The sequence below is a fragment of the Phytoactinopolyspora limicola genome (assembly GCF_011320225.1).
Classification (GTDB): domain Bacteria; phylum Actinomycetota; class Actinomycetes; order Jiangellales; family Jiangellaceae; genus Phytoactinopolyspora; species Phytoactinopolyspora limicola.
Window position 1 is genome coordinate 34,140 of the sequence record NZ_JAAOEN010000025.1, and the last position, 17,933, is coordinate 52,072.

The 17,933-nt window shown below is 67.7% G+C and carries 17 protein-coding genes; 11 read left to right on the forward strand and 6 right to left on the reverse strand.

Translation table 11 applies throughout. The features are described 5' to 3' along the window. Positions 1–93: 93 nt before the first annotated feature. Positions 94–1,467 carry an MFS transporter gene (locus G8760_RS28200; protein WP_166352717.1) on the reverse strand — a complete coding sequence of 458 codons (1,374 nt, stop codon included), beginning with the start codon at positions 1,465–1,467 and terminating at the stop codon, positions 94–96. 167 nt (positions 1,468–1,634) lie between these two features. Between G8760_RS28200 and G8760_RS28205 the strand changes: the two genes are divergently transcribed. From G8760_RS28205 to G8760_RS28220, 4 genes are all read left to right on the forward strand, one after another. Continuing rightward, positions 1,635–2,645: a sigma-70 family RNA polymerase sigma factor gene (locus tag G8760_RS28205; RefSeq protein ID WP_166352719.1), complete on the forward strand. Its 1,011-nt coding sequence runs from the start codon at positions 1,635–1,637 to the stop codon at positions 2,643–2,645. Between the two features lie 13 nt (positions 2,646–2,658). Beyond that, positions 2,659–3,261 (forward strand): TIGR03086 family metal-binding protein, encoded by a 603-nt coding sequence (locus tag G8760_RS28210; protein ID WP_166352721.1) that lies wholly within the window; start codon positions 2,659–2,661, stop codon positions 3,259–3,261. A 418-nt stretch (positions 3,262–3,679) separates the two neighbouring features. Further along, positions 3,680–4,873: a DNA polymerase IV gene (gene dinB, locus G8760_RS28215; RefSeq protein ID WP_166352723.1), complete on the forward strand. Its 1,194-nt coding sequence runs from the start codon at positions 3,680–3,682 to the stop codon at positions 4,871–4,873. Positions 4,874–5,009: 136 nt separating this feature from the next. Beyond that, entirely contained in the window at positions 5,010–5,219 is a 210-nt protein-coding gene (locus G8760_RS28220) for a hypothetical protein (protein ID WP_166352725.1), read from the forward strand. Positions 5,220–5,234: 15 nt separating this feature from the next. Here G8760_RS28220 and G8760_RS28225 read toward each other — a convergent pair whose 3' ends face one another. Continuing rightward, entirely contained in the window at positions 5,235–6,179 is a 945-nt protein-coding gene (locus G8760_RS28225) for a TIGR03621 family F420-dependent LLM class oxidoreductase (RefSeq protein WP_166352727.1), read from the reverse strand. 91 nt (positions 6,180–6,270) lie between these two features. Between G8760_RS28225 and G8760_RS28230 the strand changes: the two genes are divergently transcribed. Next, positions 6,271–7,245, forward strand: coding sequence for a quinone oxidoreductase family protein (locus tag G8760_RS28230; protein WP_166352729.1), 975 nt, complete (start codon positions 6,271–6,273; stop codon positions 7,243–7,245). Between the two features lie 76 nt (positions 7,246–7,321). On the opposite strand, the gene G8760_RS28235 is transcribed toward G8760_RS28230, so the two are convergent. Together G8760_RS28235 and G8760_RS28240 are read right to left on the reverse strand one after the other, a co-directional pair. Continuing rightward, positions 7,322–8,107 (reverse strand): sugar isomerase domain-containing protein, encoded by a 786-nt coding sequence (locus G8760_RS28235; RefSeq protein WP_207782825.1) that lies wholly within the window; start codon positions 8,105–8,107, stop codon positions 7,322–7,324. A gap of 41 nt (positions 8,108–8,148) precedes the next feature. After that, positions 8,149–8,937 carry a GntR family transcriptional regulator gene (locus tag G8760_RS28240; RefSeq protein WP_166356155.1) on the reverse strand — a complete coding sequence of 263 codons (789 nt, stop codon included), beginning with the start codon at positions 8,935–8,937 and terminating at the stop codon, positions 8,149–8,151. A 161-nt stretch (positions 8,938–9,098) separates the two neighbouring features. Between G8760_RS28240 and ulaA the strand changes: the two genes are divergently transcribed. The 5 genes from ulaA to G8760_RS28265 all read left to right on the forward strand — a co-directional run bounded on the left by ulaA (position 9,099) and on the right by G8760_RS28265 (position 14,671). Further along, on the forward strand, positions 9,099–10,550 hold the full coding sequence (gene ulaA, locus G8760_RS28245) for a PTS ascorbate transporter subunit IIC (protein ID WP_166356156.1): 1,452 nt from the start codon (positions 9,099–9,101) through the stop codon (positions 10,548–10,550). 7 nt (positions 10,551–10,557) lie between these two features. Then, positions 10,558–10,875, forward strand: a complete 318-nt coding sequence (locus tag G8760_RS28250) for a PTS sugar transporter subunit IIB (protein WP_166356157.1) — start codon at positions 10,558–10,560, stop codon at positions 10,873–10,875. Continuing rightward, a complete protein-coding gene (locus G8760_RS28255) occupies positions 10,868–11,326 on the forward strand; it encodes a PTS sugar transporter subunit IIA (RefSeq protein WP_166356158.1) in 459 nt (152 codons plus the stop codon). The genes G8760_RS28250 and G8760_RS28255 overlap by 8 nt, the downstream gene beginning before the upstream one ends. Positions 11,327–11,339: 13 nt before the next feature. Next, positions 11,340–12,734, forward strand: a complete 1,395-nt coding sequence (locus G8760_RS28260; RefSeq protein WP_207782826.1) for a hypothetical protein — start codon at positions 11,340–11,342, stop codon at positions 12,732–12,734. Between the two features lie 152 nt (positions 12,735–12,886). Continuing rightward, positions 12,887–14,671, forward strand: a complete 1,785-nt coding sequence (locus G8760_RS28265; RefSeq protein WP_246222713.1) for a gamma-glutamyltransferase family protein — start codon at positions 12,887–12,889, stop codon at positions 14,669–14,671. A 51-nt stretch (positions 14,672–14,722) separates the two neighbouring features. Here G8760_RS28265 and G8760_RS28270 read toward each other — a convergent pair whose 3' ends face one another. Together G8760_RS28270 and G8760_RS28275 are read right to left on the reverse strand one after the other, a co-directional pair. After that, positions 14,723–15,619, reverse strand: coding sequence for a GNAT family N-acetyltransferase (locus G8760_RS28270; protein ID WP_166356159.1), 897 nt, complete (start codon positions 15,617–15,619; stop codon positions 14,723–14,725). A gap of 87 nt (positions 15,620–15,706) precedes the next feature. Next, positions 15,707–16,405, reverse strand: coding sequence for a PIG-L deacetylase family protein (locus G8760_RS28275; RefSeq protein WP_166356160.1), 699 nt, complete (start codon positions 16,403–16,405; stop codon positions 15,707–15,709). Positions 16,406–16,601: 196 nt separating this feature from the next. Here G8760_RS28275 and G8760_RS28280 point away from each other — a divergent pair, with 196 nt between their 5' ends. Further along, positions 16,602–17,570, forward strand: coding sequence for a zinc-binding dehydrogenase (locus tag G8760_RS28280; protein WP_166356161.1), 969 nt, complete (start codon positions 16,602–16,604; stop codon positions 17,568–17,570). Positions 17,571–17,933 lie beyond the last annotated feature (363 nt).

Here is a 17,933-nt window from a genome sequence, read left to right on the forward strand (position 1 = left end):
TGGTCATCCCCACCCCCCCCCCCCCCCCCCCCCCGCCCCCCTCCCCTTATCTTGGGCTTTTGACTACCGGCTCCGGTAGTCAAAAGCCAATGATCATCGGAGGGGGCGGGGGCGGAAGGTGATCGCGACCGTGAGGACGAGTAGAACGGCCGCGACACCCGTCATCACGAATCCGACGTGGTGCATTCCCCGGCTGGACAGATCCCGCTCCAGAATCACCCCCAAGACGCTGGTGGCCGAGATAGCACCGAGGTAACGGAACGTCTGGAACAGCCCGGCCACCGCCCCGGCCCGGTCCGGGGGAGCCGCCGCATAGAGCATCGTCTGCAGGCCGAGGTGGTTCACCCCGTTGGGGATACCCAAGAGGACAGCGATCCCGAGCAACACGAGTACCGGCGTGGTGTCACCCAACACTTGTACGGCCAGCGTGGCCAGGAACAGCAGGCCGACCCCGAGCACCAAGGTGCGGGCCGGCCCGTGCCGGCGGATGGCCCGGACGGTCAACGGGATCACAACAATGCTCAGCACCGTCATCGGCAGCACGAGTAGGCCGACGGCCTCCGGACCGAAACCCCGCACGTGTTCCAGCCACATCGGCAACCCGAAGAAGACACAGTAGAACACCAGGTTGATCCCGCCCTGCTGGACGAGCACCACCCCCAACGCCCGGTTGGTCACCAGGCCGCGGATGTCCATAAACGGTTCGTCGACCGCGAACTCCCGCCAGATCAGAAGGGCGAACGCCGCCGCGACCACTGGCAGCAACCACCAGTGCGGCTCCTCGGCCAGCGACAACACCAGAACGATGAGCGTGCTGAGCGCGATCGTCGTCAAGGCGATGCCCGGCAGGTCGAGTTCGCGTACGCCGAGCCGGGGCCCGGCGTTGGTGGCGACCCGCGGCAGGATTCGGGCCGCCAGAACGATGCCGACCAGGGTGATCGGCACGTTGACCAAGAACACCGCTTCCCAACCCGCCACCGCTACCAGGAGGCCGCCGAGCACCGGGCCGAGCGCGGCGCTGGCCGAGCTGGCCACACTGAGCGTGGCCAGCGCACTCGCCGGCGGAGTGCGGGCCGGGCCGGTAGCCGCCGCCCGGATCAGGATGTGGGCACACGGGAATGCCGCCGACGTCGCCACCGCCTGGGCCACCCGCGCGGCCAGCAGCCAGCCGAAGGTCGGCGCCAAGGGGGCCAGCGCGGAGGTTACGCCCATGAGCACCAGCCCGGCGATGAACAGCCGTCGGGCGCCCAGCCGGTCGGCCAACCGGCCCATGAGTGGTTGACCGACGGCGGCCGCGAGGTAGAAGCCCGACGCGGCCCAGGTGGAGGTGGCGATGCTGACCTCGAACTCGCGCTGCACGCTGACCAGCGCGATCGCGATCATGGACGAGTTGAGCGGGTTGAGGACCGTACCCAGCGTCAAAGTGAAGAGCAACCGGTTCGGAACTCCTCCTCGGTCGCGGGCCACGCGAGGCATTCTCCCAGGTGTCGTGGCGCGGCCGGGCCGCCGACGCAGGCGCCGCTGCCCCGAACCGATGAGTTTCAGCGCCGGCCGCGGTCTATACGAGTAAGAGTGGACGGTCCTCATCCGCGGCGGTGAGGTCTGTGCTAATAGGTGATGGGAGCAGTATGGTCATGACCGTGGTCGTCGAGAAACCTGTCGGTGAGGACTTCACCAGCCTGGCCGACCCGTACCGGCGTGAGTTGCTCGCGCACTGCTACCGGATGCTGGGATCGGTCCACGATGCCGAAGATCTCGTCCAAGAGACGTACTTGCGGGCGTGGCGTGCTTACGACCGCTTCGAGGGCCGCTCGTCGTTGCGGACCTGGCTGTACCGCATCGCCACCACCGCCTGCCTGACCGCCCTCGAAGGCCGCGGTCGCCGGCCGATGCCCACCGGCCTGGGCGGACCAAGCGAGCCGGACGGGGCTCTCGTCGAACGGGCCGAGGTGCCGTGGCTGGAGCCGGTGCCCGACGCGCTTGTTGGTGCCGACGACGCCGACCCGGCCGCGGTGGTCACCTCGCGGGAGAGCATCAAGCTGGCGTTCATCGCGGCGTTGCAGCACCTCCCGCCCCGGCAGCGAGCCGTACTGATCCTGCGCGACGTGCTCCGATTCCGTGCGGCCGAAGTCGCCGAGACACTCGACCTGTCGACGGCCGCGGTCAACAGCCTGCTCCAGCGGGCTCGCACTCAACTCAGTCAGGTGGCCCCCGACGCCGACGGGGCACCGTCCACGCCGGCCCTCACCGCCGAACAACACGACCAACTCGACCGCTACGTGGCCGCCTTCGAGACCTACGACATCAAGGCGCTGGTGGACCTCTTCACCGCGGAGGCGGTCTGGGAGATGCCACCGTTCCTGACCTGGTTCCACGGCGCGGAGAACATCGCCCGTGGCATCGCGGACAAGTGTCCGGCCAGTGGCCCCGGCGATCAACTCATGGTTCCGGCGGCCGCCAACGGGCAGCCCGCGTACGGGCTCTACATGCGCGGCAGCGACGGCGTGCACCGCGCCTTCCACGTGCAGGTGCTGACGTTCGAGGGGCTACGGCTACGCCACGTCGGGGCGTTCTTCGATACTCGGCTGTTCCCGCTCTTCGGGCTACCCATGGTGTACTCGGGGCCGGCCAAGCCAACTCGCTGACGGCGAGATCAGCGTGTTTGATCACGATGCCGTAGACGTGTTCGCGGACAGCCTCAGCCTGCTCGATCGCACTATGAGTTATACCCTCGGCAGTCTGGAGCTGGTCACCGACGAGTCTCTGGCTTGGCCGTCGCCCTGCGTCGAATGGGATCTGCGGGCGTTGTTGTCGCACATGCACGACTCCCTGGTCACCCTCGGCGAGGCCGCGGGATTAGGTTGGATCGGTCCCCGGCTGGCCGAACCGGCTGGCCAGAGCGCGGCGGTCTTGGTGGCTGGGGTGAAGCGCAACGCCTGTGAGCTGTTCGGTGCGTGGGCGAGCATGGGGCGACCGGCGACGGTGTCCGTCGGACAGCACCAAGTGTCCAGCCTGATGGTGGCGGGTGTCGGCGCGCTGGAGGTGGCGGTCCACGGGTGGGATGTGGGACGCGCGTGTGGGCGGCAGCGGGTCTTGCCGGTGTCGTTGGCTGAGGCCTTGCTGGACATGTGTCCACTGCTGGTGTCCGACGAGGATCGGCTGGGACGGTTCGCGGCTCCCGTGGTGGTGTCGGCCTCGGCCGACCCGACGTCTCGTCTGCTGGCGTTTCTCGGGCGGGACTCCGGTCCGCTGCCGAGTTAGAGCCTGCGCCCGCACCAACAAGCGCCCCACCCAGTGTGTGCACCTGATCTCCGCTTTGTCACCTGATCACCTTTGTGGCGACGATCAGATGCATTGTTGTGACGACCGCCAATGTCGGGGTGTGGTGGTATGCATCTGATCGCATCTCACGGTGTGGACGGTTGGCGATCAGGTGCACGACAACCGCTTTCAGGAGTGCGTCGTGCATCTGATCATCCGGTGGGACGACGTCGTTGATCAGCGACGTCGTCGTCGTTCATATGGCTTTCGGTGTTCGGCCGCGGCGGGTGGGGTCGCGGGCATGAACGTGCTGGCTCAGAATTGCGGATAGGGCGCCTGGAACGCGGTGTATCCGCAATTCTGAGCCAGCAGGCTGGCGCCTCAAGAATTGCCAGCACAGTGCCGTGAATGAGAACATGTGTACGTGACGCCCGTCAGTATTCTGCACGCTGACCTCGACGCCTTCTACGCGTCGGTCGAGCAGCGGGATCAGCCAGGCCTGAGGGGCCGGCCGGTCATCGTTGGCGGCGGTGTGGTGCTGGCTGCTAGCTACGAAGCCAAGGCCTACGGCGTGCGGACGGCAATGAACGGACGTCAGGCCCGGCGGCTGTGTCCGCAGGCGGTGGTCGTCCAGCCGCGGATGTCGGCCTACTCCGAAGCGAGCCGGGCCGTGTTCGAGGTGTTCCACGACACCACTCCCGTCGTCGAAGGTCTGTCAATCGATGAGGCATTCCTCGACGTCGGCGGGTTGTGGCGCATCGATGGGCCACCCGTGGAGATCGCCCGGCGGTTGCGCCACCAGGTGTGGGAGCGAGTCGGCCTGCCGATCACGGTGGGTCTGGCCCGCACCAAGTTCCTCGCCAAGGTCGCCAGCGCGGTCGCGAAGCCGGATGGCCTGCTGGTGGTCCCTCCCGACGGTGAGGCCGAGTTCCTGCACCCGCTGCCGGTGGAGCGTTTGTGGGGCGTAGGGCCGGTCACCTCGGGCACGCTGCGAGCCAAGGGTATTGTCACCGTCGGCGATATCGCCGTGCTGCGTCGCGGCACACTCGTCGCCATGCTTGGCCCGGCGGCCGGTCGCCACCTGCACGCCTTGGCACACGGGCTTGATCCACGGCCGGTCGAGGTGGGGCGGCGCCGGCGCTCCATCGGGTCGCAGTCGGCGCTGGGGCGGCGGCAGCGCTCGCTCGATGAGCTCGGCGGGATCCTGGCTGCGTTGGTCGACCGGGTTGCCCGCCGGTTGCGGGCCGGCCAGCGGGTCGGGCACACCGTCGTCCTGCGGCTGCGCTTCGGTGACTTCACCCGCGCCACCCGATCACACACCCTCGCCGAGGCCACCGCCGACACCCAGGTGATCCTCGCCGCCGCTCGTGGGCTTCTGCGCCAGGTCACCCCACTGATCGAACAGCGCGGATTGACCTTGATCGGCATCTCGCTGAGCAATCTCGACGACACCCGCGCGGTCCAGCTCGCGCTCCCTTTGTGCCAGCGTGACACCGATGGGCTCGACGCCGCCGTGGACCACGTCCGCGACCGCTACGGTGCCGCGTCCCTCGGCCGGGCGTCGACGCTTGGCCGCCAGGTGGGCCATCCGGTGCCCCTATTATCAGATTGACCTGCGCGAACACGTCATATTCGATTGACATCCACTGGTTGACCAGACAAGCTACGGGAGGCGGCGATGAGATTCGTGCCACATCGTGGTCTATCCAGTCAGACATCGGACCAACCAGTGGCACGTAGGGGCATTCATGTACACGGAATTGTCGTCGGCGAACTCCCCGGCAGGACCTTCCACTCCCATCTGGCCGCGCGGCACCATCCGTCGAGTCGACGGCGGCTGGCTGGCTCACGTCGACGACTACGATCCCATCCACGGCCACGTCCGGACCGACCACGTCGACGCGTCCTGGGACGGCGCCTGGCAGTGGCTCGACGGCATGCGCCGCGTCATGGCCTGACCCGTGTCGGGTAGGTCAGGCAAGTTCCTGGATCACCTGGCCGAAATCCTTCATGTAGGGCTCGTGGACGGTGATGTAAGAGAAACCGAACCGTTCCCGGTTCTCGCGTAGCTGATCAGCCATCTGTTTCGGGGTGCCGATCAGCACGAAGGGCGTTTCCAGCACCTCGTCCACGCTGAGGTACGGCGCACGTTCGGCCACCAGCGTCTCGGCGTCCCTCCGGCGGTCGGTGGTGACAACAACCGCCTGCACCAGGACGTTGAACTCGATCGACTCGGCGCGTGGTCCGGCGAGGTCGCGGACGAACGCCACCCGCTCCTCCGCTTTGGCCGCGGTGGTCAGCTGGAAGGTACCGGGTGGTTCACCTTTGACCTGATACATCCCTCCGATGCCGGCGATGTCCGCGTGCTCGGCGGCGAGAGTGAGGACCCGATCTCCGGTTCCGCCGATCAGGAGGGGCGGCCCCGACCCGCCAGATCCGTGCCGCTGGATAGGTTCCAGTTTGGGCCGGTCGAAGATCCGCCGCACCCGCTCGGCGGACTCGGGTGTCGGCACGCCGTCGGAGAACAACCGGTACAGCTCGTGGATGGTCTCGCCGAGCCGGTCGACCCGTTCGGCGAATGGTCGCCAGGGCACGTCGGCAGCGTCGAACTCCCATTTCATGTGGCCGGCGCCAAGGCCCAGCTCGAACCGGCCGCCACTGAGATGGTCCAAGGTCACCGCCTCGCGGGCCAGCATGGCGGGGTTCCAGAACTCGTTGTTGATCGTCAGCGTGCCGATCCGGAGCCGTTCGGATGCCTCGGCGGCGATGGCCAACGGCGTGAACGGTGAGCCACTGGTGAGGTGGTCGATGCTCAGGACGACGTGATAGCCGAGCGTGTCGGCCGAGCGACACATCTCGGCCAGGTCTTTGCTGGTTCGCAGCCCGGAGACGTTGAACCCGAATCTGAACTCTCGCATGACGCCACGTTGCCGGATCGGCGCCGAAGGCGGAAGGGTGATCACTACCGGTGAAAGACGCGCGGCGTAGCATGTGCGTCGAGGTGATGGAATGCGCGCGGTTCAGGTACAGCAGGCGGGTGGGCCCGAGGTCCTCGAAGTCGTCGACGTCGAACCACCGGAGCCCGGACCGGGTGAGGTGCTGGTCGACGTCGGCACCGCCGGTGTCAACTACATAGACACATATCAGCGCAGCGGCATCTACCCGATGTCCACACCTTTCGTGCTGGGCATCGAGGGTGCGGGTACGGTGCGGGCGCTCGGCGCCGAGGTGCGTGACGTCGCGGTCGGCGACCGCGTCGCCTGGAAGGACGCCATTGGTTCGTATGCCGAGCAAGCGGTCGTGCCGGTCGGCCAGTTGGTGCCGGTTCCCGACGACGTACCGGACGAACTGGCCGCCGCGCTGCTGTTGCAGGGTATGACGGCGCATTACCTGTGCACGTCGTTGTACCCCGTCCGTGAGGGCGACTGGGTGGTGGTTCACGCCGGGGCCGGTGGTGTCGGCCTGCTGCTCACCCAGATGGTCAAGATGCGTGGTGGCCGGGTGTTGGCCACGGTGTCCACGCCGGAGAAGGCTGAGCTGGCCCGCGGTGCGGGCGCCGACGAGATCACGTCGTATGAGACGTTCGTCGACCGTGCCCGCGAGTTGACCGGCGGCGCCGGGGTGGCCTGTGTCTACGACGGTGTCGGGCAGGCAACGTTCGAGCAAGGGCTTCAGGCCCTGCGGATTCGCGGGACGATGGCGCTGTTCGGAGCGGCCAGCGGGCCGGTACCGCCGGTCGACCCGCAGCGTCTCAACGCCAACGGGTCGCTGTTCCTGACCCGGCCCACGCTGGCGCATTACGCGAGGGACCACACCGAGCTGCTGGAGCGGGCCCGCGACCTGCTCGGCTGGGTGGTCGATGGCCGGCTCGACGTCCGGGTGGGCGGCCAGTACCCGTTGACCGAGGCGCGGCGCGCCCACGAAGACCTCCAAGCTCGCCGGACGACCGGCAAGCTGGTCCTACTCCCCACAACCTCCCCATGATCATTGGCTTTTGACTACCGAATTCGGTAGTCAAAAGCCAATGATCATGGGGAGGGGAGGGGCGGGTGGAGCGGGGTTAGTCGAGGTAGTAGATCCGGTCGCGGTACTCGTCGAGGAGCCGCTCGTTGCGCTCGGCGCCGTCGGCCAGGTTGGCCGACAGGAAGACCGGCGGGGTGATTCCACGCTGTAGCATCCCGTCGATGACGGCCGCCATCAGAGCGTGCAACATCGCCGCGGCGGCCACCCCGGACGCCGGTCCGAACGGCTGGGGTACACCGTCGTCGGTCAGCACGGCATCACCCAGGGGCACCTTGGTGTCCAGCACCACGTCGCTGACGTCGGTCAGCCGCTCGCCGGAGGCGTTGCGGGCAGGAACCTCGTCGTAGGCGGACGAGGTCACGGCGAGCACCGTCACGCCGCGGTCCCGGGCGCTGCGGGCCACCTCGACCGGCATGGCGTTGCGGCCGGACAAGGAGACGACGATCAGCACATCGCCGGCTCGAAGCGGGCTGGTCTCGATCAGTGCCGGACCGTACCCGGGTAGCCGCTCCAGCCGGGAGGTGAGGGTCGTCGGACGGATGGTCATACCGTCGACCCCGGGCGCGAGTAGCGGGTTGACGAGCATGAGACCGCCGGCCCGATACACGATCTCCTGCACCGCGAGCGCGGAATGGCCGCAGCCGAAGGCGAACAGCCGGCCGCCGTCGGCGATCGTGGCCGCGATGTTGTTGCCCACCTCGGCGATGTGGTCGGCTTCCTCGTCGGCGATGCGCTGGAGGATGCCGACTGCCGCGTCGAGATAGCGGCGCGCGGCCGGTGCGGGCGCCGGGCCGGCGGGGGCGGATGGTGGGCTGGTGGCCACAGGTGAGCTCCTTCGGGGTTGGGTACAGGGCGATGGCCGCCTCACACCAGGCGGCGGCGGGTGAATGCTCCTCCGTCGGTGGGGACGTCCAGTGAGGCTCGCAGCTGGTAACGGTCGCCGCGGTACCGCGAGACGACGTACTCGACCGGGCGTCCGGCCGACGTGGTCACCCGCTCCAGGAGCAGGAGGGGGCTGCCTCGGGGTACGCCGAGGAGTTCGGCCTCGGGGGTGCCACTGGGCACCGCTTCGATCGACTCCTCGCCCGCGTCGAGGACCAGGCCGAACTCACGCTCGAGTGTCTCGTAGAGGGAGCTGTCCTGGAGGTCGCAGCTGAGCAGGTGGGGAGCCAGGGCGGCCGGGACGTGTGTGCGTTCGATCGCCATGGGGACCTCGTCGGCCAGGCGAAGCCGCTCGATGATGTGGATGTTGGCGTCGGCGGGGATCTCCAGCAGCTTGCTGATGAGACGACCCGCGGGTGCGGTGCGCTGCTCCAGGACCCTGGCTCCGGCGTGTACACCTCGCGCGGTCATGTCGCTGGTGAACGACGTCAGCCTGACCGGCAACCGGACCTTGCCGGGGGAGACGAACGTGCCACGGCCGGGGACGCGGTACAACCGGCCCTCGGCGACCAACAGTTCGAGGGCCTGGCGTACGGTCATCCGGGCAACGCCGTACTGGGTGCTGAGCACTCGTTCGGACGGGACCGAACTGTGTGGCTCCAGATCGTCGATGGCGTCGAGGATGCGCGCACGCACCTGCGCGTGTTTGGGTACCGGGCTGTGCGGGTCCACGCTGCCCGGACCGTGGGACGGGAGCCCATCTGCGGCCACGAGTGTCCTCCCAACTCTCGAGGAGTCTCGATTGTGCAGTCTAAAGGTATTGTCCAGGCCGGTCTAGGCCAGTACAGTCCTACTGTCCCAATCGTTGGGATGCCTGCTACCGAATGTCAACCGGCCGATCCACACGGCGACGCCAGGGAGGGAACACCGACGTGGACGTTCTCGAGTTCATCGCCACCAACATCTTCAACGAAGTGGCCATCCTGATCGGCCTGATCACGTTGATCGGGCTGCTCTTGCAGCGCAAACCGGTCGACGACGTCGTCGGCGGAGCAGTGCGGGCCACCATCGGCATCATCATCCTGTTCATCGGCGTCGACGTGTTCGTCGGCGGATTGGCCTCGTTCCAGGCCATCGTCGCCAGCGCGGTGGGGCTCGACCCGCCCGAGGCCACCAATACGCTCAACGAGTTCTTAGGCACCCACGGCAGCAGCGTGGCTCTCGTCATTACCTTCGGCTTCATCCTGCACCTGGTGCTGGTGCGGGTGCTCAAGACGCGGTACGTCTACCTGACCGGACATCTGCTGTTCTGGATGTCGCTCGTGGTCACCGCGTGTCTCGTGCAGGCGTTCGGTGACCTCGACGAGTGGCGTCTGGTACTCGTCGGAGCCGTCATCGTCGGGTGCTACTGGACCATCCAGCCGCTGTTCATCGCCCCGATGATGCGCAAGGTGATCAAGTCCGACGACTGGGGCTTCGCCCACACCAGCTCGTCGGTGGCCTGGCTGGGCGGCAAGGTTGCGCCGTTGGTTGGCGACCCGCAGCGAGACGACGTCGAGAAGATCCGAGTACCGAAGAAGGTCTCGTTCTTCAAAGACATCACCGTCTCGACCGCCGTGGTCGTCGGTCTGATCATGCTGATCGGTATGGTGTTCGCCGACAGTGACGTCGCGGCCGAGCAGGCTGCGGCCTACGACCCCGAGATCAACTCATGGGTGTGGGCGGTGATCGCCGCGTTCCGGTTCGCCGCCGGCATCGCGATCCTGCTGTACGGCGTGCGGATGTTCCTGGGTGAGATCGTGCCCGCGTTCACCGGTATCAGCCAGAAGGCGATCCCTGGTTCCCGGCCCGGCCTGGATGTACCCACCATCTTCCCGGTGGCTCCCAGTGCGGTGATGGTGGGATTTCTCGCCACCACCGGGACCTTCCTCATCCTGATGGGCGTCTTCGCCGCTGCCGGATGGTTCGTCCTCGTCCCACCGATGATCATGTTGTTCTTCGTCGGCGCGGGTGCGGCGGTCTACGGCAATGCGTTCGGCGGCTGGCGCGGTGCCGCCGTCGCCGGCGTGATCAGCGGTATCACCCTCGCGTTCGGCCAGTGGGTTGGGTGGCACCTGCTGTCCGACACCGCACCGGAGCTGGCCACGCTGGCCGACCCGGACTGGTATCTGATGATCCTCGTCGTGCTCGGGCTGGGTGAACTCTTCTCCGGGCTCGGGGAGAACGCCGTACTTCTAGTGGGAGCCGTCCTCCTGGCCGTTTTCGGTGCCTGGCTGTGGGTGATCAAGCGGATCCAACGGCGCGCCGGCGAACCGGTCACCGGGTTGGAGGAAGAATCGGAACTGACCGATCAGCCGTCCGGGCAGCCGTCCGGAGAACAGTGAGAGCGACATGAACCAGAACGACTCGAACCGCCAGCTACAGGTCCTGACCGTGTGTGGTGTGGGTATGGGCAGCAGCCTGATCCTGCGCATGAACGCGGAGAAGGCGTTGAGCACCCTCGGCGTGAGCGCCAAGGTGGAGCACACCGATATGTCGTCAGCGCGGAGTATGCGGGCCGACGTCGTCATCGCCCAGGGGATGCACGCCGACGACCTCGCGGGTGTGGCGCCGGTAGTGCTGTCCATCTCCAACTTCATGGACGTCGACGGCCTGCGGCGCCAGTTGGACGAGGCGCTGCGGGCGCAGGGGTGGCTCGGTGATGAGTGAGCCCGACGACGACGCTCCGGTGGTCGCGGCAGCGACCGGAGTTAACGCCGCGGATTGGCGGGCGGCCGTGCGGGCGGCCTGCCAGCCGTTGGTCGATGCCGGGGCAGTGGAGCCCCGGTACACCGACCGCTGCGTGGACATGGTGGAGGAGCACGGCCCCTACATGGTTCTAACACCCGGCCTTGCCTTGGCTCATGCCCGGCCAACCGATGGTGTGCGGCGGCTGTGCCTGGCGGCCACCACGCTGACCGAGCCGGTTATGTTCGGCCACCCCGACAACGACCCGGTGGACCTGCTGATCGCCTTCGGGTCCCCGGACGACTCCAGCCACATCGGTCTGCTGCAGAAGCTGGCCGAACATTTGCTCGCCGGCCTCGCCGATACGTTGCGCGATGCGCCGGACCGGGCGCGGGCGATCCGCGCCCTCGAGACCGTCGTAGCCGATCTTTAGAAGGGAGACCTACGTGGTACGTGCGAGAGTCTGGGCGCCGGGAGGGCTGGCAGTAGCGGCGTTGTTGGTCCCGATGCTGGCCGGTGGTGCCGGAGCGGAGGAGCCGCCGGCGGGGTCGGCAGCGGCCGGTTCGTCGTTGGCGGAGTCCGCGGCGGAATCGTCGGCGGACTGGCAACTGCTGCACTCGGAGAACTTCGGCCGGCTGATCCCTGGTGACGACACCGGCTGGTTCGCCGACAAGGACGGCCCGGATAGCCCGTACCACGTCGACCACTACGACAACGACGGCGAGTACTTCCGCACGTTCGGCGGTGAGACGTTCGACCAGCACCTGGCCGGTATCGATCTCTACCGTCGGTCGTTCACGTTCGGCCGGGACGGCTGGCTGACCGCCGAACTGGCCGCCCGCGACACCGATGGTCAGGGTGTGGAGAACGAGGCGCCGAGTATCACTCGGTCGGTGCTCCGCGGTGCCGGCCCGACCGGGCGGATCGACGTTCCCACCCACCACGGCGGTGCCATCGTCCGCTCCACCGAGCCGCTGCCGGAGGAATACCGGGTAGAGGTCACCTTGCGGGCCATCGATTTCGGCGGTCAGCGCGATGGCGAGTGGGACTACGACGGCATGGTCAACGGCTACGTGCCCACCGGATGTAAGACGTTCTTCCCCTGGGCAGGTGGTGCGACATGGAACTACGACCAGGACGAGTGCGACTTCCACGATGTCACGACCGACTCCAACGGCTTCTACTACCTGTCGATCATGGACTATGACCGGCCGGCGCCCCACAACAACGTGTTCATCCACACCCATCGCAAGGTGGTGATGGACGGATACAACCGCTACCGCTACACGGGCAACGGACTGCGGTATTGCGATCCGGCCACCGGTGAGTTGCAGCCGTACGAGTGGGGCAGCGGCAACGGCGTCAACATGTTGTTCATGACACCCGACCGGCGCTACGCCAACCAGCCCGGCACCGAATACCTGATGCACAGCGAATGTGGCACCGAGGTTGGTGGCGGCATCGTCAGCCAGGTAGATCTGATGCCTGAGATGATGCCCCGGCACAGCTACCGGTTCGCCGTCGAGCGGCGGGACGGGAAGTACGTGCTGGAGGCCACCGGCTACTTCCGGCACGTCGGTTACCGGACGGTCCGGTACGAGCAGCCGTTCGACGACGGCGAGAACCCGATTTGGCACTACAACCAGCGCGCCGACGAGTACGACGGACGGCACAACGGTACGTGGACCTATACGGCGGGTGAGCGCACGTTCGTCGACGAGGATATCTGGCCGGCCGGCTCCGCCTACCCGGACTATTTCCTCGTCGGGCAGCCGCACATGAACTACTACGAGGGCAGCGCGCACATCGACGACATCCGGCTGTACGTCCCGGCTGACTGAGTCCGGCCATCAGCGCGGCACAGCCATGATCGGCCGGCTACCGACGCGCAGCTGATCATGGTTGGTCCCTCCCGGGGTGGGCCCGCCCCGGGAGGCCAACCATGATCAACAACGGCGCGACGGTTGCCGAGGGTGTCCGGTAGCGTGGCGTCGTGGCTACCGGATCTCGAACATTCACCACCCGGCCCGAACTCGTTGGCTCCTTCGGCATGGTCGCGTCCACACACTGGCTGGCGTCGCAGACCGGCATGGCCGTCTTGGAGCGTGGCGGGAACGCCTTCGACGCGGCGGTGGCCGTGGGGTTCGTACTTCAGGTGGTGGAGCCCGAGATGAACGGGCCCGGCGGTGAGGTACCGATCATCGGCCGGCGGGCCGGTGAGGATCACCCGTTCGTCGTCTGCGGGCAGGGCACCGCTCCGGCGGCGGCCGACGTCGCGACGTTGCGGGGCATGGGCCTCGACCTCATTCCGGGCAACGGGCTGCTGCCGGCGTGTGTGCCCGGCGCGTTCGACGGCTGGATGACGTTGCTCCAGCGTTATGGCACTCTGGGGCCGGCCGACGTGCTGTCCTATGCCGTCGACTACGCCGGAGGTGGTTTCCCGCTCGGGGTGTCCGCGGTCAACACCATCGGCGACGTCGCCCCGTGGTTCGATGAGCACTGGCCCAGTTCGGCGCGGCTGTGGCTGGCCGGTGGTGGCCCCCCGGCGTCCGGCACTCGGTTCGTCAACCCCGAGCTAGCCGCGACCTATCGGCGCATCGCCGACGGCGCGTCCGCCGCATCCGCGGACCGCGACGAGCAGATCGACCATGCCCGCCGGTCCTTCTACGAAGGATTCGTCGCCGAGGCGATCCTCACCCACGTGGACCGGGCCTTCATGGACGCCAGCGGGAGAGCGCACCGAGGCCTGCTCAGCGGTGCCGACCTCGCCGGCTGGCGGGCCAGCGTCGAGGAGCCGGTCACCTACACCTACCGCGGACACACGGTGGCCAAGGTTGGCCCGTGGAGTCAGGGGCCGGTGTTCCTTCAGCAGTTGAGTCTGCTGAGCGGCTTCGACCTGGACGGGATGCACCCCTGGGGACCCGAACTGGTGCACACGGTGGCCGAGTGCGCGAAGCTCGCGTTCGCCGACCGGGAGGCTTTCTACGGCGACCCGGATTTCGCCGACGTTCCCCTGGAGCACCTGCTGTCACCCGAATACGCCGCCGGCCGCCGTGGTCTCGTCGGGCACACGGCGGACCTCGGTGACCTCCGTCCGGGGCGCCCGGGCCGGCACGAACCCCGGCTACCCGCATTGCGGCCCGACCCGGAGCTACCGTCCGGCCGTGGCCTCGGTGAACCGACCCTCGGCCCGGTCAAGGGAGACACCTGCCACCTCGACGTGGTCGACAGGCACGGCAATGTCGTCTCGGCAACACCGAGCGGAGGCTGGCTGCACGGCTCGCCGGCGATCCCTGGCCTCGGTTTCTGCCTGGGGACCCGGGCGCAGATGTTCTGGCTGGAGGACGGTTTGCCGAACTCGTTGGCGCCGGGCAAACGGCCGCGCACCACCTTGACGCCGTCGATGGCGTTCCGCGACGGCGAGGTGATCGCGTTCGGCACCCCGGGTGGCGACCAACAGGACCAGTGGTCGCTGCTGTGGTTCCTCCGGCGGGTTCATCACGGCCTGGACATGCAGGCCGCCATCGACGCACCGGCCTGGCACAGCACCCACTTCACGTCGTCGTTCTACCCGCGGGCCGCACATCCCGGCCGGCTGCACGTCGAGGCCAGGGTGGGGGAGCGCGCCGTGCGGGCGCTGCGGGAGCGGGGCCATGACGTCGTCGTCGAGGGCGACTGGACGCTGGGGCGGATGTCGGCAGCCGCACATGCGCCGGATGGCACCGTTCGTGCGGCGGCCAATCCCCGCGGTATGCAGGGCTACGCCGTCGGTCGCTGACCCATGATCATCGGCACTTGGCCCCCGAATAGCGGGGTTAACTGCCGATGATCATGGGGTCGGGTCGGTGAGGTCCGCCCGCATGACGTGGAAGGTTCGGGTGATGGTGAATCCGCTGGTGAGATAGAGCTGGCCGGCCGGTGTCTGGGTGCCGGTCCACAGGAACCACGCATGTTCGGCGCCGTGCTCCCGCATCCGTTCCAGAGTGACGTGCAAGATGATCGTGCCAAGGCCGAGGCCGCGATATCGACCGACCACCCCGAACGGTCCGAACCGACTGACGTCGGCACGGAACGCGCCGTAGATGGCGAAGCCGGCCACCGCACCCTCGGGAGACCGGGCAAGCACCACCCGATCGGCTCGGCCAGACCGGACGACGGCCTGCCGGATGATCTCGCCCCAGTCGGGCGCCAGCTGGGTGGCGGCGACGGAGATGACGTCGGGGATGTCATCGTCCGTCGCGGGGCGGACGACGTAGCCCTCGGCGTGCCGGGCGGCCCGACGCGAAGCCACCACCTCTGGCAGCCGGTAGGTGTCCAACGGTCGGCTCATCGCCACCGGCCGCGACGTCGTCTCGAAGCCCGCACGTCGCAGCAGGCGGAGTCCGTCCGGGTAGGCATCCGCGTCGAGCCCGGGCAGGAAGTAGGCGGGCGGGTAGCCGGAGTACACCGCCCACCGGGAGCCACGCTCGCGCAGAAACACCTTGGCGCGCTCGACGAGTTCGGTGCCGATACCCCGCCGCCGCGCTGCGGGGTCGACCACACCGAGGGTGATCCAGCCGCCCTCCGGGTCGACCGGAACGCCGGAGAGCCCTCGATGCCGCACCGCGTAGACGAACCCCAGAATGGTGGTGGTGTCCTCGGCCACGATCAGCCCGTCCGGGTCGAAGTTCGACTCGAAGAGTACCCACTCCGCGAACCACGCGGGGGAGACCACATCTTTCGGCATGCCCTTGTTGATCAGGGCCACGAGCGCTTGGGCGTCACCGGGCCGGAACGACCGGTAGGTGATGTTGTTGATCGTGACCTCCGGGTCTCAGTCGATGATGGCGACGCGCGCACCGTCGCCGGTTGACAGGGCGACGGCGCGGCGAGTCCGGGCGAGGCAACCCCGCATGATGAGCTGCGCGGCGTAGTAGTCGATGTAGCGGAACCCGTACGTCTCGCCGCGGGCGAACGCCTGGCCCTGGATGGCGGCGTGCCAGACCTCGAATGCCTCGTCGGAGATTGGTACGTACGTATCGGCGCGGAACTTGCGCTCGTCCTCCCAGTTCTCCGCGTAGAGCAGCTGCGCTACCCCGTGCCTGTCCCCGCCCGCGGGGTCCCAGCCGGGAAGACCGGCTAGAAACCGCGCACGTTCGGCAAGGTGAGACGCGTGCTCGTGGTCGGTGTGGATGCTGTGCCGCCAGTGGGCGACGACCATCTCGGGCCGGGTGGTGCGTACGAGACGGGCCAGCCGACCCGCGACGTCGTCGGTGACCGGCAGGAATCCGTCCGAGATGTCGTCGAAGACGTGGAACTCAGCCCCGATCGCGGCGGCGAATGCCCGGCCCTCCTCGATCTTCTGCGTCTTGTACTCGTCGATGCCGAGCCGGGGATGACCGCGTTCACCGGGAGTCAGCGCTACCAGGGTGGCGCGGCCGCCGTCGAGCACCGCCTGAGCCAGCAGCGGCCCCGCCGCCAGGTCCATGTCCCCGATGTGGCCACCCACCGCCATGATCGACTGGGGTTGCACCTCCGCGCCGCCTCCTTTCGCTGTGTGGCAGCCGGGCACCAGCTGCCACGTTGGAAATTTACCGATGGCGGACAGTTTTGGTCAATGGTTTGCTGCGTCGTTCCTTTGGTGTCCGCGTCTTGACCTCAACCAAGGTTCATTGTCGAGGCTTGAGGTGATGTCGACGGCCGACTCGAAACAACGAAGGGTGATCACGATGCGAGTGGTGCAGGCAACACATTTCGGCGGACCAGAGGTCCTCCAGCCAGGAGAGGCGGCGCCACCGTTGGCGCAGCCGGGTCACCTGGTCATCGAGGTGCGCGTCGCGGAGATCCTCTTCCTCGACACGCAGCTGCGCAGCGGCTGGGGTAGCGACTACTTCCCCATCGAACCACCGTACGTGCCGGGCGCGGGAATCGCCGGCACGGTCGTGGAAGCCGGAGCCGATGTGGATCCGTCGTGGGCCGGGCGACGGGTGATCGCCGCTCTCGGCTTCTCCGGCGGATACGCCGAGCGGGTTGTTGTGCCGGTGGAGAAGGTAGTGGAGGTGCCGTCGAACGTAGATCTGACGTCGGCCATCGGCGCACTACACGACGGGCCGACCGCACTAAGCCGGGTGGAGAAGGCGGAGATCAAACCGGGCGACAGAGTACTCGTCACGGCAGCCGGTGGCAGTCTCGGCAGCTGGCTGATCCCGCTCGCCCGCGCGGCCGGAGGGCACGTCGTCGCCACCGCGCGCGGAACCGAGAAACTGGAGAAGGCGCGCGAACTCGGAGCTCAACACACAGTCGATTACACCACCGAAGGCTGGACCGACCAGGTGCGCCAAGCCACCGGCGGACACGGAGTCGACGTCGTCTTCGACGGCGCGGGCGGCACCGTGGGCGGCTCCGCGTTCGAGATCACCACCCGAGGTGGGCGCTTCTTCGCGTACGGCGCCGCCAGCGGTGACTTCGCCCCGATCGACGGTGACGAAGCCGACCGTCGCGGCATCACCGTCGTCGGCATCGACGAGCAGCTGACACCGGAGGAACGCGAACGCTACATCCTCCGCGGGCTAGCCGAGATCGACGCCGGCACCGTCCGGACCACGGTCGGGGCGGCGTACCCGCTCGAACAGGCCGCCGCGGCGCACGCCGCCATCGAAGCCCGGACGGTGGTCGGCAAGACAGTGCTCACCATGTGATGCCGTCGCGGTCTGGCCGGCGGGCCGGCACACATGCCGATGCCGGTCGCCACACCGTACGCGGCACCATCGGCACCGCCATCGTTGTGCACCTGATCTCCGTTTTGTCACCTGATCTTTTTCCAGGCGGCGATCAGGTGTGCCAACCGCGGTGTGCGGCGCGGTGTGGTGCATCTGATCGCGTCCTACGATGTGGACGCGCGGCGATCAGATGCACCACAAACGTTCGCGGTAGCTGTGGTGTCTCGGGACATCGCTGACGGGTGTGTCTCGGGACATCGCTGACGGTTTGAGTGTGTCATGTGGGTTGGGGTTCGCGGTGGCCGCGTAGGTCGTAGCGGGGTTGGGCGCTGGGTTGGTAGC

What these genes read in the sequence shown, in the direction of transcription:
- G8760_RS28205 (WP_166352719.1), top strand. Translation starts at nt 1,635, where the DNA reads ATGACCGTGGTCGTCGAGAAACCTGTCGGTGAGGACTTCACCAGCCTG.
- G8760_RS28220 (WP_166352725.1), top strand. Translation starts at nt 5,010, where the DNA reads ATGTACACGGAATTGTCGTCGGCGAACTCCCCGGCAGGACCTTCCACT.
- G8760_RS28225 (WP_166352727.1), bottom strand. Translation starts at nt 6,179, where the DNA reads ATGCGAGAGTTCAGATTCGGGTTCAACGTCTCCGGGCTGCGAACCAGC.
- G8760_RS28230 (WP_166352729.1), top strand. Translation starts at nt 6,271, where the DNA reads ATGCGCGCGGTTCAGGTACAGCAGGCGGGTGGGCCCGAGGTCCTCGAA.
- G8760_RS28250 (WP_166356157.1), top strand. Translation starts at nt 10,558, where the DNA reads ATGAACCAGAACGACTCGAACCGCCAGCTACAGGTCCTGACCGTGTGT.
- G8760_RS28255 (WP_166356158.1), top strand. Translation starts at nt 10,868, where the DNA reads ATGAGTGAGCCCGACGACGACGCTCCGGTGGTCGCGGCAGCGACCGGA.
- G8760_RS28270 (WP_166356159.1), bottom strand. Translation starts at nt 15,619, where the DNA reads ATGCCGAAAGATGTGGTCTCCCCCGCGTGGTTCGCGGAGTGGGTACTC.
- G8760_RS28280 (WP_166356161.1), top strand. Translation starts at nt 16,602, where the DNA reads ATGCGAGTGGTGCAGGCAACACATTTCGGCGGACCAGAGGTCCTCCAG.